This is a genomic window from Streptomyces lunalinharesii (assembly GCF_039532155.1).
Taxonomy (GTDB): Bacteria; Actinomycetota; Actinomycetes; order Streptomycetales; family Streptomycetaceae; genus Streptomyces; species Streptomyces lunalinharesii.
Genome location: NZ_BAAARK010000019.1, coordinates 1 through 12,891, shown reverse-complemented (window position 1 = coordinate 12,891; position 12,891 = coordinate 1). Strand labels below are relative to the sequence as shown.

The window sequence follows — 12,891 nt, the reverse complement described above, 5'->3', positions numbered from 1 at the left end:
CGGAGAAGGCCGGGGGCGCGCGCACGGGCGCGGGAGCGCGCCGGCAGCGAGGGCGAAGGAGACCACGAAGCCTCGCCGCCCCGCCGGCGCACCTCCGCCCCGCTTCCATACGAGCGCCCCGGCCGGCCGTCCCCCGCACGCACGCACGCCCGCCTGGCTGGCTGGCTGGCTGGCTGCCCGGCATCCCACTGGACGGACGGGCGCGAGCGGCGCCGCCCGCCCCTTCCGGGCCGGTCGGTGCCGCTCGTCCGCGCTCAGCCCGGGTAGACCGGCGCCGTCCCGTCCTTGGCCACCGTCTTCCAGTTGGAGTCCGGGGGCAGCCGGACTATGCCCTCCGTGGCGTCGGCGATCAGCGGGCGGGTTTCGTCCTCCGAGGCCGCCACCGCCTTGACCCCGTTGACGCCGGGCAGCGTCTGCGCGTCGGAGGCCGAGCCGTCGGTCTCCATGAACTGCATCTGCTGCACCCCGCCGGCCTCCCGGCCGACGACGACCAGCCGGCTGCCGCCCGCCCACGACGCCGCCACCACGTCCTCCAACTGGGGCGCGATGGGCCGGAGTTCCTGGACCGAAAGCGTCGGGTGCACGGACGTGCCGTCCCGCTCGACCCGGCCGAGCTGGAGCGTCGTACGGCCCTTGTCCTCCACGAGGATCGCGATCCGGATGCCGTCCGCGGCCACCTTGATCGCCTTGATCCGCCGCTCGCCGAGGCCGGGCACCGCGACCTCCTCGGGGTCGCCCTTGCCCTCGCGCATCCGCAGCAGCCGGGAGTGGTGCGCGTCCCGGTCGGCGATCCACAGGTCGCCCAGCCCGTCCCAACTCGGCGCGGTCAGGCCCTCGTTGGCACTCTTGGCCGTACTGGCGCTGGTCAGCAGCGGTCCGCTGCGTTCGACGCCGTCCTCCAGGCCGGACACGTACAGGTACCGGCCGTCGGCCGACACGCCGGCCGCGGTGGTCTCCCCGCGCGAGATGGCGACGGAGCGCAGCGGGGTCTTGCCGGTGCCGAACGGCCCGCGGACCGGGGCTGGTTCGCCGGCCGCGTCCGACATCGCGACGACGCGGTGCTCGGCGTCGATGAAGTACTCCTTGCCGGCGCTCCCGGTGTGGCCGGGGGCGGCGAAGTCCCGTTCGGCCTGGTCCTGGGTCAGTGCGCACAGCGAGTTGCCGCTGGGGTCCTGGAGTTCGACCTCGCTGATCTTCGAGGCCCGGGTCATGTCCTGGACGGTGAAGAAGAGTTGTGCGGCCATTCGCTTGCACTGGGCGGTGTCGGTGTTGACCGCCTGTTTGCTGAGCTTGACCTGTAGGGCGTTGGAGTCGTCCAGGGCCAGGTCGCGGGCGGCGAGCCGGGTGCCGGGCGGGAACGCCGACGTCGTCACCCGGTCCAGCCAGTCGGTGGGCCCGGTCAGCAGGGCCTCCACGCTGGACGTGAGCGGCTTTATCCGCTGCCGCAGGTAGACCGGGTCGGCGACGAGGACGTTCTTACCGGCCTTGGGGTCGTCCGACTCGGACTTGTAGGACGCGAAGTAGTACTTGTTGACGGAGCGGTAGATGCGCTGGAAGTCGGACTGGCCCAGCACCAGCCCGTCGGGCAGCCGGTCGATGCGCCACTGGTCCCCCTCCTTGATGAGGTGGATCGTCTCGCGGTACGGCTTCTCCTCGGGGGTGTAGGCGTGGTTGGCGTCCACCATCGCCACTTGGCTGCCGGAGAGGGCGACGGTGTAGCCGTCGGCGTCCTCGCGGTTCGGCTGGGTCTGCGGCTCGGACTTCGGCCGCTCCTGGAGGACGTTGGTGACCAAGAACGGCCGCCAGGTCTGCCGCGCCGACTTGGCGAGGTACATCCGGGCCGTGCGGAAGTCGGCCTCGTCGCTGGTGGTCGCGTCGAGGAAACTGCGGACGATGTTGGTGGGTTGGGCGCCGTCCTGCGGCGGCACGCCGTAGACCCGCACCTGCGAGTCGCCGTCGGCGCGCGGGGAGGGGTCGACCGCCGTGACGTCCCCGCCGTCGGGCATGGACGCGCAGCCGGCCAACAGCGCCCCGGCGCAGCCCAGGAGGACGACCTTGCGTCCGGTGCGGGCGGCCGGGCCGCCCTTGGGCGCGAGCCGGCGCAGTCGCGGGCTGCGCGTCGTGCGTCCGTCTTCGTGTTCAGCGCCCACGCCGTCCGCCTTCCCGCTCCGCTTCGCGTTCGGTCCTGTGGTCCGTGTCGTCGGTGGTCGGGCTGTCGGGGCCGGCCGGGTCGGTGGTCGGGGCCGCGTCCGCCGGTGGGGCGTGGACCGGTGTCCCGCCGTGGTGGCCGGCGTCGTCGCCTGTTCCCTCGGGCCGGCCGGTGGGGGCCTGTTGGGGCAGCACACGGGCGCCGCCGGCGGCGGGCGGGGGCGTCGTGGACCGGGCCGGGGGCTCGGTGGCGTCGTGGCGGGGCTGCGGCGGGACGGTGGAGGTCGGGCGGCCCGCGGCGGCGCGGGGGCGGCCGTCGGCGTCCCGGCCGCGGTTGCGTCGGGAGTCCTCGGGTTCCAGGGGGATCGGGGAGCCGCGGAGCGTCTCGCCGGCCGTACGGGGCAACGTGAGCCGGAACTGGGAGCCGCCGCCGGGCTCGCCCCACGCCTGCAGCCAGCCGCCGTGCAGCCGGGCGTCCTCGATGGCGATGGACAGGCCGAGGCCGGTGCCGCCGGTCGTGCGGGCCCGCGCCGGGTCCGCACGCCAGAAGCGGTTGAAGACCCGGGTCGCTTCACCGGGCTTGAGGCCGACGCCGTAGTCGCGGACCGCGACGCCGACCGCGCCGTCGCTGCGGCCGCCAGCGGACGCGAGTCGGATCACGACGTCGCGGCCCTCGCCGTGCTCGACGGCGTTGACGACGAGGTTGCGCAGGATCCGCTCCACTCGGCGGGGGTCGGCCTCGGCCATGACGGGGTGGTCGCCGCCGCGCACCACGATCCGGCTGCCCTTGCGTTCGGCGAGCGGTTCGGCGCCCTCGATGACGCGGTGGACGACGTCGCGCAGATCGACCGGTTCGGCCTCCAGGGCCGCCGCGCCGGCGTCGAACCGGCTGATCTCCAGGAGTTCGGCGAGCAGCGACTCGAAGCGGTCGAGCTGGCCGCGCAGCAGTTCCGCGGAGCGTGCGGTGACCGGGTCGAACTCGTCCCGCACCTCGTGGATGACGTCGGCGGCCATCCGTACGGTGGTGAGTGGGGTGCGCAGCTCGTGCGAGACGTCGGAGACGAACCGGCGCTGCATCCGGGACAGCTCCTCCAACTGCTGGATCTTGAGTTGGAGGTTCTGGGCCATCTTGTTGAAGGACTCGCCGAGCCGGGCGAAGTCGTCCTCGCCGGTGACCTTCATCCGTTCCTGGAGGAGGCCGGCGGCGAGCCGCTCGGAGATCCCGGCGGCCATCCGCACGGGCGTGACGACCTGCCGCACCACCAGCCAGGCGATGGCGCCGAGCAGGATCACGACGAACACCCCGGCGGTCGCCAGCGTCCCGGTGACGAGCTTGAGGGACTCCGCTTCCTGGCTGAACGGGAAGAGGTAGTACAGCTGGTACTGGTTGCCGTTGACGTCGTTGAGGCGCTTGCCGATGATCAGCGCGGGCACGCCGTCGTTGGACCCGGTGCGTTTGATCTGGGTGTACTGGCGGAACGTGCCGGACTTGCTGTCCAGCTTGCGGCGCAGCTCGGACGGGACGCTGCGTTCGGGGTCGACGTCCCCGGAGGCGCGGGGGCCGCGGGTGCCGGGGGTGGAGTCGCCGAACGGCTCGTCGGTGTCGGAGCTGAGCGCGACGACCGAGAACACGCCCTGGCCACCACTGGCGAGCTGCTCGACCAGGCTGGTCAACCAGGTCGCGGAGTCCTGGGAACCGCGGCTGGCGGTGCGGCTGTTGTCGTCGGTGCGGTTGTCGTCGCCGCCGTCGGCCAGTTTCCGGGCGACCTCGAAGCCGCCGACGGCCTGGCTCTGGGCGGCCTGGGCCTTGGCGGTGAGCAGTCCGTTGCGGACCTGTCCGACGACGACGACGCCGAGCAGCAGCACCACCGCCAGCGACATCAGCAGGGTGGTGGCGACCACCCGCAGCTGGATGTTGCGGCGCCACAGTCGCAGCGCGGGCAGCAGCGGCCGCCGCACCCACCGGCTGAAGAGTCGCAGCAGGGGGTGGACGGGGCCGCTCACCGCGCCGTCGGGCAGCAGTTGTCCGCCGCGCAGCAGACGCGCCGCCACACGATCCGAAAAGGACATTTTGCCTACCGGGTCGACGGTGCGCCCCCGCTGTCCCTCCGGGGTCGAACCGTCCCGGGTCATCTCAGTTGGGTCCGGCCTTGTAGCCGACGCCGCGCACGGTCACCACGATCTCCGGCCGCTCCGGGTCCCGCTCGACCTTGGAACGCAGCCGCTGCACGTGGACGTTGACGAGGCGGGTGTCCGCGGCGTGCCGGTAGCCCCAGACCTGCTCCAGCAGCACCTCGCGGGTGAACACCTGCCACGGCTTGCGGGCCAGCGCCACCAGCAGGTCGAACTCCAGCGGGGTCAGCGCGATCGACTGCCCGTCCCGCTTCACGGAGTGCCCCGCCACGTCGATGACCAGGTCACCGATGGCCAGTTGCTCGGGCGTCGGCTCCTCCGAGCGCCGCAGCCGGGCCCGGATCCGGGCGACCAGCTCCTTGGGCTTGAACGGCTTGACGACGTAGTCGTCCGCACCCGATTCGAGGCCGACGACCACGTCCACCGTGTCGCTCTTCGCGGTCAGCATGACGATCGGCACGCCCGACTCGGCCCGGATCAGCCGGCACACCTCGATGCCGTCCCGTCCGGGCAGCATCAGGTCGAGCAGCACAAGATCGGGCTTGGTCTCGCGGAACGCAGCGAGCGCCTTGTCGCCGTCCGACACGAACGACGGTTCAAAGCCCTCGCCGCGCAGCACGATGCCGAGCATCTCTGCCAGTGCGGTGTCGTCGTCGACGACCAAGACGCGTCCCTTCATTCGGCCATCATCCCATTACCTGATCGTGACTTTCTCCATCGTGAGACGGAACACACGTCCGCCAGCCGCTCGCGGGTCACCGGCGACACCACTCCGGCCTCCGTCACGATCGCCGTCACCAGCTCGGCGGGCGTGACGTCGAAGGCCGGGTTGTAGGCCAGCGAGCCCAGCGGCGCCACCGCGACCCCGGTCCCGGGGACAGCGCCGGCGCCCTGCCGATGCGGCAGCGAGAACTCCGTCACTTCACGCCCCGGCCGCTGCTCCACCTCTATGCCGGCGCCGTCCGCCGTCGCCAGATCCACCGTGCTGGTGGGCGCGACGACCACGAACGGAACGTGGTGGTAGCGGGCGAGCACCGCCAGCGGATAGCTGCCGATCTTGTTGGCGACCGCGCCGTCCGCCGCGATCCGGTCCGCCCCGATGAGCACCGCGTCCACCTCGCCGGCCGCGAACAGCGAACCCGCGGCGCCGTCCGCCAGCACCGTGTACGCCATCCCGGCCCGCGCCGCCTCGTACGCGGTCAGCCGCGCCCCCTGCAACAGGGGCCGTGTCTCGTCCACCCACAGCCGCCGCAGCTCGCCGGCCCGGTGCGCCGCCAGCGCCACGGCCAGGGCGGTGCCCTCTCCTCCGGAGACCAGGGCGCCGGTGTTGCAGTGCGTGAGGATGCGGTGCCCGCCGCCCGGCAGGAGCTCGCCCAGCAGTTCCAGACCGCGCTCCGCCATGCGCGCGCTGGCCTCGACGTCCTCCGCGTGGACGGCCCGCGCCTCGGCCAGGGCGGCGGCCGCCGCCTCCTGTGGACCGGCGCCACCGGCCGCCGCGCCGCGGTACGCCTCTGCCGCGCGCCGGACGCCGTAGCCGAGGTTGGCCGCGGTCGGCCGGGCGCTCGCCAAGGCGACGGCCGCCTCCTCGACGTCGAATCCCCGCGCAGCGGCCAACGCGACGCCGTACGCGCCCGTGATGCCCAACAGCGGCGCCCCTCGCACCGCCAACGTCTGGATCGCCTGCACCAACGCCGGGACGTCCGTGCAGACCAGCTCGACCTCCTCTGCCGGGAGCCGGGTCTGGTCGAGGAGGACCACCACCGGGCCCTCGGGCAACTCCCCCCAGCGCAACGACGGGACCGCGGGCGACTCTGCGCCCGCCTCCGATACCTCGTGCCGATCAGCCATTCCCTCAGTCTGCCGCCGATCCCCCACCGAACAGAAGGTCCCCTTCCTCTCAGGGCCCGGGTACAGAGCGCCACCGGCCATGACACGATGAACGGCACCGCGGACCCCGGACCCCGGCCGCCCCGGCGGCCGGGCAGCAAGAAGGAGCGACGATGAACAACTCTCCGGGCTGGGCTTCGCCCGGATCCGCCCCCTCCGACGAGCCGGGCCGCGGCACCTCGGAGCAGCCCGCCACGTCGCCCGCACCGCAGGACCGTCCCGACGCGTCCCAGCAGCCGACCCCGCCGAACTGGTCCAGCGACCAGCCGGCGCCCGGCCAGTGGACGGCCCCGGCCGGCATCCCCGGCCAGAGCGGGCCGGGCGGCCGCAACGCCCAGGAGGGCGCCGGGGACCGCACCCGCGCCTCGTCCGGCGCGGCACCGGGCGGTTGGACCGCTCCGCCGGGCGCCGGCAATCAGGGTGCCTGGGGCGGCGGTCCCGGTTGGGGCGGTGGCTGGGGCGGCGTGCCGCAGGCCGCCAAGCCGGGTGTCATCCCGCTGCGTCCGCTCGGCGTCGGCGAACTCCTCGACGGCGCCATCGCCACCATGCGCACCCACTGGCGCACCGTGCTCGGCGTCTCGCTGATCGTCGCGCTCGTCTCGCAGACCACGGTCACGCTCGTCTCCGGCTTCTGGCTCCCCCACTCCGCCGGCCAACTGGCCCCCGAAGACGGCGCCGCTCCCCCGCTGCGGGAGATCATGAACGATGCGGCGACCTCCCTCACCGGCACCGCCATCACCACGCTCATCGGGCTGCTCGGCACGATCATCGCCACCGGCATGCTGACCATGGTCGTCAGCCGCGCCGTCCTGGGCCGCTCGGTGACCGCCGGAGAGGCCTGGAACGACGCCCGCGGCCAGCTCCCGCGCCTGCTCGGTCTGCTGGTGCTGCTGCCGCTGATGGTCATCGCCATCTGCGCGGCCGCCATGACCCCGGGCTTCATCGTCACCAGCACCGGCACGGGCGACCTCGGTCTCCTCCTCGTCCTGCTCGGCCTGTTCGCAGGCGGCGTCGTGAGCATCTGGCTGTGGGTCCGCTACAGCCTCGCCTCCCCCGCCCTGATGCTGGAGAAGCAGAGCGTCAAGGCCTCCATGCGGCGCTCCGCCAAGCTCGTCCGCGGGTCCTGGTGGCGGGTGCTGGGCATCCAGCTCCTGGCCTACCTGCTGATCGTCATCGTCCAATTCATCATCCAGATCCCGGCCACCTTCGTCGCCTTCCTGATAGGCGGCGAGAACCTCGTGGACTGGGCGAGCGGCGCCAACGACTCGACCGGCTGGCCGTTCCTCATCGTGCTGGGCATCGGCTCGGTCATCAGCTCCGCGATCACCTTCCCGATCAGCGCCGGGGTCACCGCGCTCCTCTACGTCGACCAGCGCATCCGCCGCGAGGCCCTCGACCTCGAACTCGCCCGCGCCGCCGGCCTCCCCGGCTACGCCCCCGAGGCGCCCGCCACGCCCCCGGCCACCGGCGCCACCACCCCGGCCCCGAGGACCGCCCCCGAAGCAACCGCCGGCGCCCAGACCACCACTGACACCCCGTCCGACCAGCCTCCCGCCGAGCCGGCAGAGCCGACGGCCCCTCAGTCGACCGGCCCTCAGGCGACGAAGATTCAGCTGACGAAGACCCAGGATCCCGCGGCGGAGGACGCAGGGCCGGAGCGGTCCGAGGCTGCCGCCGCCGAGGCCCCGGACGCTCCCGGCACGCCCTCGGATACCGCACCCGGCGTCCCCGGGCCGCGCCCGACCGACACCGCGCCGGGAAGCTGATGCGGTGACCACAGGGGGGAAGATCGCCGCGCTCGCACGTCTCACCGCGCGCTCCGACGACGACATACCGGTCCGGATCCCACGAGTCCCCGCCCACGAGGCGGCGGAGCGCGAACTGTCCGATCCCCGGTACCACCAGCACGACCCCAACCTGATCCAGCGCGCCCTGGATTGGCTCTGGGACCGCATCGGGGAACTCTTCCATGCGGCCTCCGGCGCCACTCCGGGCGGCTGGGCAGGGCTCATCGCCATCGCCGTGTTCGTGCTGCTGGTGATCATCGCCCTCCGGTTGCGACTGGGTGCGGTGCGCCGCACCCCGACCACCCGGGGCACCCTCTTCTCCGACGTGCCCCGGACGGCTGCCGAACACCGCACGGCCGCCGCACAGCACGCGGCCCAGGGTCGCTGGAACGAAGCGATCCAGGACCGCATGCGCGCCATCGTCCTCGGCCTCGAAGAACGCGCCCTGCTCACCCCAGGCCCCGGCCGGACCGCCGACGAGGCCGCCACCGAAGCCGGCCTGGTCCTCCCCGCGCACGCCGGCCAACTCCGCACGGCCGCCCGCACCTTCGACGACGTCACATACGGCGGTCGCCCCGGAACGGATCGGGCGTACGCGCTCCTGAGCACTCTCGACACCGAGCTGCAACGCGCCAAGCCCCAACTGGCCGCCACCCCGACCGGGAGCCTCGGATGACGACGGCCACCACCACCGCCGTGCCCGGCCACACCGCGCACCGCCTCTGGGCCCGCTCCCGAGGCATCCTGCTGGCACTGCTGCTGCTCGTCATCGGCGGACTGACCCTCGCCGCCCTGCAATCCGGCGAACAGCACGGACGGCTCGACCCGCGGTCCGCGGACCGCACCGGAAGCCGGGCCCTCGCCCAACTCCTCGCCGCCCACGGCGTCACCACCCGGGTCGTGACCACCGCCGACGAGGCGGCCGCCGCGGCAGGACCGCAGACCACGCTCCTCGTCACCACCCCCGACGTGCTGACCGCCGATCAGCTGACCGACCTCCGCGCGGCGACGGCCCGCACCCCCGGTCGCACCGTCCTGCTCGCACCCGGCACCGCATCGCTGGAGCTCTTCGCACCCGGCGTCCAGGCCGATCCCCAGATCAGCAACGCCCCCCGTTCGCCGGGCTGTTCGCTGCCGGCCGCCCGCCGCGCGGGCGACGTCCTCCTGGGCGGCATCCGCTACACCACGTCCGCCACCACCGCCGACCGCTGCTACGAAGCCGGCGGCGCCCCCACCCTCCTGCGCATCCCGTCCGCCCACCCGGACCGCGACACCGTCCTCCTCGGCTCCGCGGACTTCCTCTACAACTACCGCCTCGCGGACCAGGGCAATGCCTCGCTGGCCCTCCAACTCCTCGGTGCGCACAAGCATCTGGTCTGGTACCTCCCCTCCGTCAGCGATTCCTCCGTCACCGCCCCGGACGCTCAGCCCGGCTTCTTCGGTCTCCTCCCTGCCGGCTGGCGCTGGGCCCTGTTCCAACTCACCCTCGCCGCCGGCTGCGCGGCCCTCTGGCGCGCCCGCCGCCTCGGCCCCCTGGTGCCCGAGCGACTCCCGGTCACCGTGCCGGCCGCCGAAACCACCGAGGGCCACGCCCGCCTCTACGCACAGGCCCACGCCCGAGACCGGGCCTCTGCCGTCCTGCGCACGGCGACCCGCACCAGGCTCGCCCCCCTCCTCGGCGTGCCCTCCGCACACGCCCACGACCCGGACCGCATCCTCCCCGCCGTCCGCACCCATGTGGCCGCCTCCTTGCTGGCCTCGACCGACCTCCAGGCCCTGCTCTTCGGCCCGACTCCGGCGGACGACAAGGCCCTGGTGCACCTCGCCGACCAACTCGACGCGCTTGAAAACTCGATCGTTTCCCAAGAGAGGCATGCCCCCCGTGAGCACCCCGACCGCTGACAGCGCCCGAGCCTCGCTTGAGGAACTGCGCACCGAGATAGCCAAGGCCGTGGTAGGCCAGGACCCCGCCGTCACCGGTCTGGTCGTCGCGCTGCTCTGCCGCGGTCACGTACTCCTCGAAGGAGTCCCCGGCGTCGCCAAGACCCTGCTCGTGCGCGCCTTGTCCACGGTCCTCGAACTCGACACCAAGCGCGTCCAGTTCACCCCCGATCTGATGCCGAGCGACGTCACCGGCTCGCTGGTCTACGACACCCGCAACGCCGAGTTCTCCTTCCAGCCCGGCCCGGTCTTCACCAACCTCCTCCTCGCCGACGAGATCAACCGCACACCGCCCAAGACCCAGGCGTCCCTGCTCGAAGCGATGGAAGAACGCCAGGTGACCGTCGACGGCACGCCCCGTCCGCTCCCCGAGCCGTTCCTGGTCGCCGCCACCCAGAACCCCACGGAGTACGAGGGCACGTACCCCCTCCCCGAGGCGCAACTCGACCGCTTCCTGATCAAGCTGACGGTGCCCCTGCCCGCCCGCCAGGACGAGATCGACATCCTCAACCGTCACGCGGCCGGCTTCAGCCCGCGCGACCTCAACGCCGCAGGTCTCCGCCCCGTCGCTTCCGCCGCCGACCTCGAGGCCGCCCGGGCCGCGGTCGCCAAGACCGCCGTCTCACCCGAAGTCACCGGCTACATCGTCGATATCTGCCGTGCCACTCGTGAATCCCCCTCGCTCTCCCTCGGTGTCTCCCCCCGAGGAGCCACCGCCCTGCTGTCGACCTCACGTGCCTGGGCCTGGCTCACCGGCCGCGACTACGTCACGCCCGACGACGTCAAGGCCCTCGCGCTCCCCACCCTCCGGCACCGCGTGCACCTTCGGCCCGAGGCCGAAATGGAAGGAGTCACTGCTGACTCCGTGATCAACGCAGTGCTCGCTCATCTCCCCGTCCCCCGCTGAGGCAAGACCGTGGCCCTCACCGGACGCACCGCTCTCGTCTCCGCGCTCGGAGCCCTGGTCGTGGGCTTCGCGCTGCCCAGCTGGCTCGGGATCCTCACCGTTCAACTCGTGCTGCTGCTAGCAATCTTGTGCGATGTCGCACTCGCCGCGCCAGTGCGAAAGCTCCATTTCACCCGAAGCGGTGACACAAGCATTCGACTAACAGGCGAAGCCCACATCCACCTCACCGTCACCAACCCGAGCCGGCGCCCGCTCCGCGCCCAGGTCCGCGACGCCTGGCCCCCCAGCTCCTTCCCGCCCGGCGACGACATCCCGGCGTCCCGTCACGCCCTCAGCGTCCCCGCCGGCGAGCGCCGCCGCCTGACCACGACGCTCCACCCGACCCGCCGCGGTGACCACCACGCCGTCCGCGTCACGGTCCGCTCCTACGGCCCCCTCGGCCTGGCTGCCCGCCAAGGCAACCACCACGTCCCCTGGACCCTGCGCGTCCTGCCGCCCTTCGCGAGCCGCAAGCACCTCCCCGCCAAACTCGCCCGGCTCCGCGAACTCGACGGCCGCACCAGCATCCTCACCCGCGGCGAAGGCACCGAATTCGACAGCCTCCGCGACTACGCCCCCGGCGACGACACCCGCTCCATCGACTGGCGCGCCACCGCCCGCCAGCAAACCGTCGCCGTCCGCACCTGGCGCCCCGAACGCGACCGCCGCATCCTCCTCGTCCTGGAAACCGGCCGCACCTCGGCCGGCCGCGTCGGCGACACCCCCCGCCTCGACGCCTCCATGGACGCCGCCCTGCTCCTCGCGGCCCTCGCCGCCCGCGCCGGCGACCGCGTCGACCTCCTCGCCTACGACCGCCGGATCCGCGCCTCCGTACAAGGCCGCACCTCCCGCGACCTCCTCCCGGCCCTCACCGACGCCCTGGCTCCCCTAGAACCCGAGCTGGTCGAGGCGGACGCCCGCGGCCTGGCGGCGACCATCCACCGCCACGCCACCCGCCGCTCCCTCATCGTGCTCTTCACCGGCCTCGACACGGCCCCCATGGAGGAGGCACTGCTGCCCCTCCTCCCCACCCTCACCCAGCGCAACGAACTGATCGTCGCGGCGGTCGCCGACCCCCGCATCGAAGAACTGGCCGCCGGCCGCCACACCCCCCAGGCCGTCTACGCAGCCGCCGCCGCGGAACAGACCCGCACCGCCCGCCGCCACACCGCAGACCGCCTCCGCCGCCACGGCATCACGGTCATCGACTCCACCCCCGCCCACCTGGCCCCTGACCTCGCCGACGCCTACCTCTCCCTCAAGGCCACCGGCCGCCTATAACCCCCTCCTCCAACGCACCACACGGCCACCCCACAGGCATCCACACCCCATCCACCGATGCCCCCGCCGTCTCCAACCCTTTGGCGCGACGCTCCCGGTTACCGGCCCCGCCACTGCTTTGTCTCCCCAACCCCGCACGAAGCCCCACAGCACTCACGACGCAGCCCCCAGCCGCTCTCCCCATAACCCCACCCAAGACCGAGTAACCGAGCAAACCAAGTACGAAGCAGAGCCCTCGCGGAGCCCTCAGGCAATTCGGCTCCCTACACAGCAGCGACGGAGCCGACAGAGACCGTCCGGCCCACAACGCAAAAAGGGCTTCGTTTCCAAGCCCATACACTGGCTGGAAACGAAGCCCAAAAACAGATATGCCCCGCACCTTGCCGGTGCGGGGCATATCTCAAAATTTGTTCGGCGGCGTCCTACTCTCCCACAGGGTCCCCCCTGCAGTACCATCGGCGCTGAAAGGCTTAGCTTCCGGGTTCGAAATGTAACCGGGCGTTTCCCTAACGCTAAAACCACCGAAACACTATGAAACTTTAGAACAACCGTTGGTCTGTTCGTGGCTTCAGAACCAACACAGTGGACGCGAGCAACTGAGGACAAGCCCTCGGCCTATTAGTACCAGTCAACTCCACACTTTACAGTGCTTCCATATCTGGCCTATCAACCCAGTCGTCTACTGGGAGCCTTACCCTCTCAAGGAGGAGGGAGCCCTCATCTCGAAGCAGGCTTCCCGCTTAGATGCTTTCAGCGGTTATCCTTTCC

General features: G+C 72.3%; 9 protein-coding genes and 2 rRNA genes. 5 read left to right on the top strand and 6 right to left on the bottom strand.

Annotation, left to right across the window (positions count from 1 at the left end):
- Positions 1-254: 254 nt before the first annotated feature.
- From ABD385_RS25465 to mtnA, 4 genes are read right to left on the bottom strand one after another with little or no spacing between them, the layout of a single operon-like run.
- Positions 255-2,150 carry an LpqB family beta-propeller domain-containing protein gene (locus tag ABD385_RS25465; RefSeq protein ID WP_344580203.1) on the bottom strand — a complete coding sequence of 632 codons (1,896 nt, stop codon included), beginning with the start codon at positions 2,148-2,150 and terminating at the stop codon, positions 255-257.
- Complete coding sequence (gene mtrB, locus ABD385_RS25460; RefSeq protein ID WP_425585474.1) at positions 2,140-4,281, bottom strand: MtrAB system histidine kinase MtrB; 2,142 nt, start codon at positions 4,279-4,281, stop codon at positions 2,140-2,142. The genes ABD385_RS25465 and mtrB overlap by 11 nt, the downstream gene beginning before the upstream one ends.
- A 1-nt stretch (position 4,282) precedes the next feature.
- Positions 4,283-4,960, bottom strand: coding sequence for a two-component system response regulator MtrA (mtrA, locus tag ABD385_RS25455; protein WP_344580192.1), 678 nt, complete (start codon positions 4,958-4,960; stop codon positions 4,283-4,285).
- On the bottom strand, positions 4,957-6,129 hold the full coding sequence (gene mtnA, locus ABD385_RS25450) for an S-methyl-5-thioribose-1-phosphate isomerase (RefSeq protein WP_344580188.1): 1,173 nt from the start codon (positions 6,127-6,129) through the stop codon (positions 4,957-4,959). The genes mtrA and mtnA overlap by 4 nt, the downstream gene beginning before the upstream one ends.
- Before the next feature lie 152 nt (positions 6,130-6,281).
- Here mtnA and ABD385_RS25445 point away from each other — a divergent pair, with 152 nt between their 5' ends.
- From ABD385_RS25445 to ABD385_RS25425, 5 genes are read left to right on the top strand one after another with little or no spacing between them, the layout of a single operon-like run.
- A complete protein-coding gene (locus ABD385_RS25445; protein ID WP_344580185.1) occupies positions 6,282-7,934 on the top strand; it encodes a DUF7847 domain-containing protein in 1,653 nt (550 codons plus the stop codon).
- A gap of 4 nt (positions 7,935-7,938) precedes the next feature.
- Complete coding sequence (locus ABD385_RS25440) at positions 7,939-8,631, top strand: DUF4129 domain-containing protein (protein WP_344580182.1); 693 nt, start codon at positions 7,939-7,941, stop codon at positions 8,629-8,631.
- Positions 8,628-9,857 (top strand): DUF4350 domain-containing protein, encoded by a 1,230-nt coding sequence (locus ABD385_RS25435; RefSeq protein WP_344580180.1) that lies wholly within the window; start codon positions 8,628-8,630, stop codon positions 9,855-9,857. Before ABD385_RS25440 ends, ABD385_RS25435 begins: the two co-directional genes overlap by 4 nt.
- A complete protein-coding gene (locus ABD385_RS25430; protein WP_344580178.1) occupies positions 9,829-10,803 on the top strand; it encodes an AAA family ATPase in 975 nt (324 codons plus the stop codon). The genes ABD385_RS25435 and ABD385_RS25430 overlap by 29 nt, the downstream gene beginning before the upstream one ends.
- A gap of 9 nt (positions 10,804-10,812) precedes the next feature.
- Positions 10,813-12,123, top strand: coding sequence for a DUF58 domain-containing protein (locus ABD385_RS25425; RefSeq protein WP_344580175.1), 1,311 nt, complete (start codon positions 10,813-10,815; stop codon positions 12,121-12,123).
- Between the two features lie 409 nt (positions 12,124-12,532).
- On the opposite strand, the gene rrf is transcribed toward ABD385_RS25425, so the two are convergent.
- Together rrf and ABD385_RS25415 are read right to left on the bottom strand one after the other, a co-directional pair.
- A 5S ribosomal RNA gene (gene rrf, locus ABD385_RS25420) occupies positions 12,533-12,649 on the bottom strand.
- A 72-nt stretch (positions 12,650-12,721) separates the two neighbouring features.
- A 23S ribosomal RNA gene (locus ABD385_RS25415) occupies positions 12,722-12,891 on the bottom strand; the annotation flags it as partial.

Coding starts and splice junctions, on each gene's coding strand:
- mtrB (WP_425585474.1), bottom strand. CDS start 4,281: ATGACCCGGGACGGTTCGACCCCGGAGGGACAGCGGGGGCGCACCGTC.
- mtrA (WP_344580192.1), bottom strand. CDS start 4,960: ATGAAGGGACGCGTCTTGGTCGTCGACGACGACACCGCACTGGCAGAG.
- mtnA (WP_344580188.1), bottom strand. CDS start 6,129: ATGGCTGATCGGCACGAGGTATCGGAGGCGGGCGCAGAGTCGCCCGCG.
- ABD385_RS25445 (WP_344580185.1), top strand. CDS start 6,282: ATGAACAACTCTCCGGGCTGGGCTTCGCCCGGATCCGCCCCCTCCGAC.
- ABD385_RS25435 (WP_344580180.1), top strand. CDS start 8,628: ATGACGACGGCCACCACCACCGCCGTGCCCGGCCACACCGCGCACCGC.
- ABD385_RS25430 (WP_344580178.1), top strand. CDS start 9,829: ATGCCCCCCGTGAGCACCCCGACCGCTGACAGCGCCCGAGCCTCGCTT.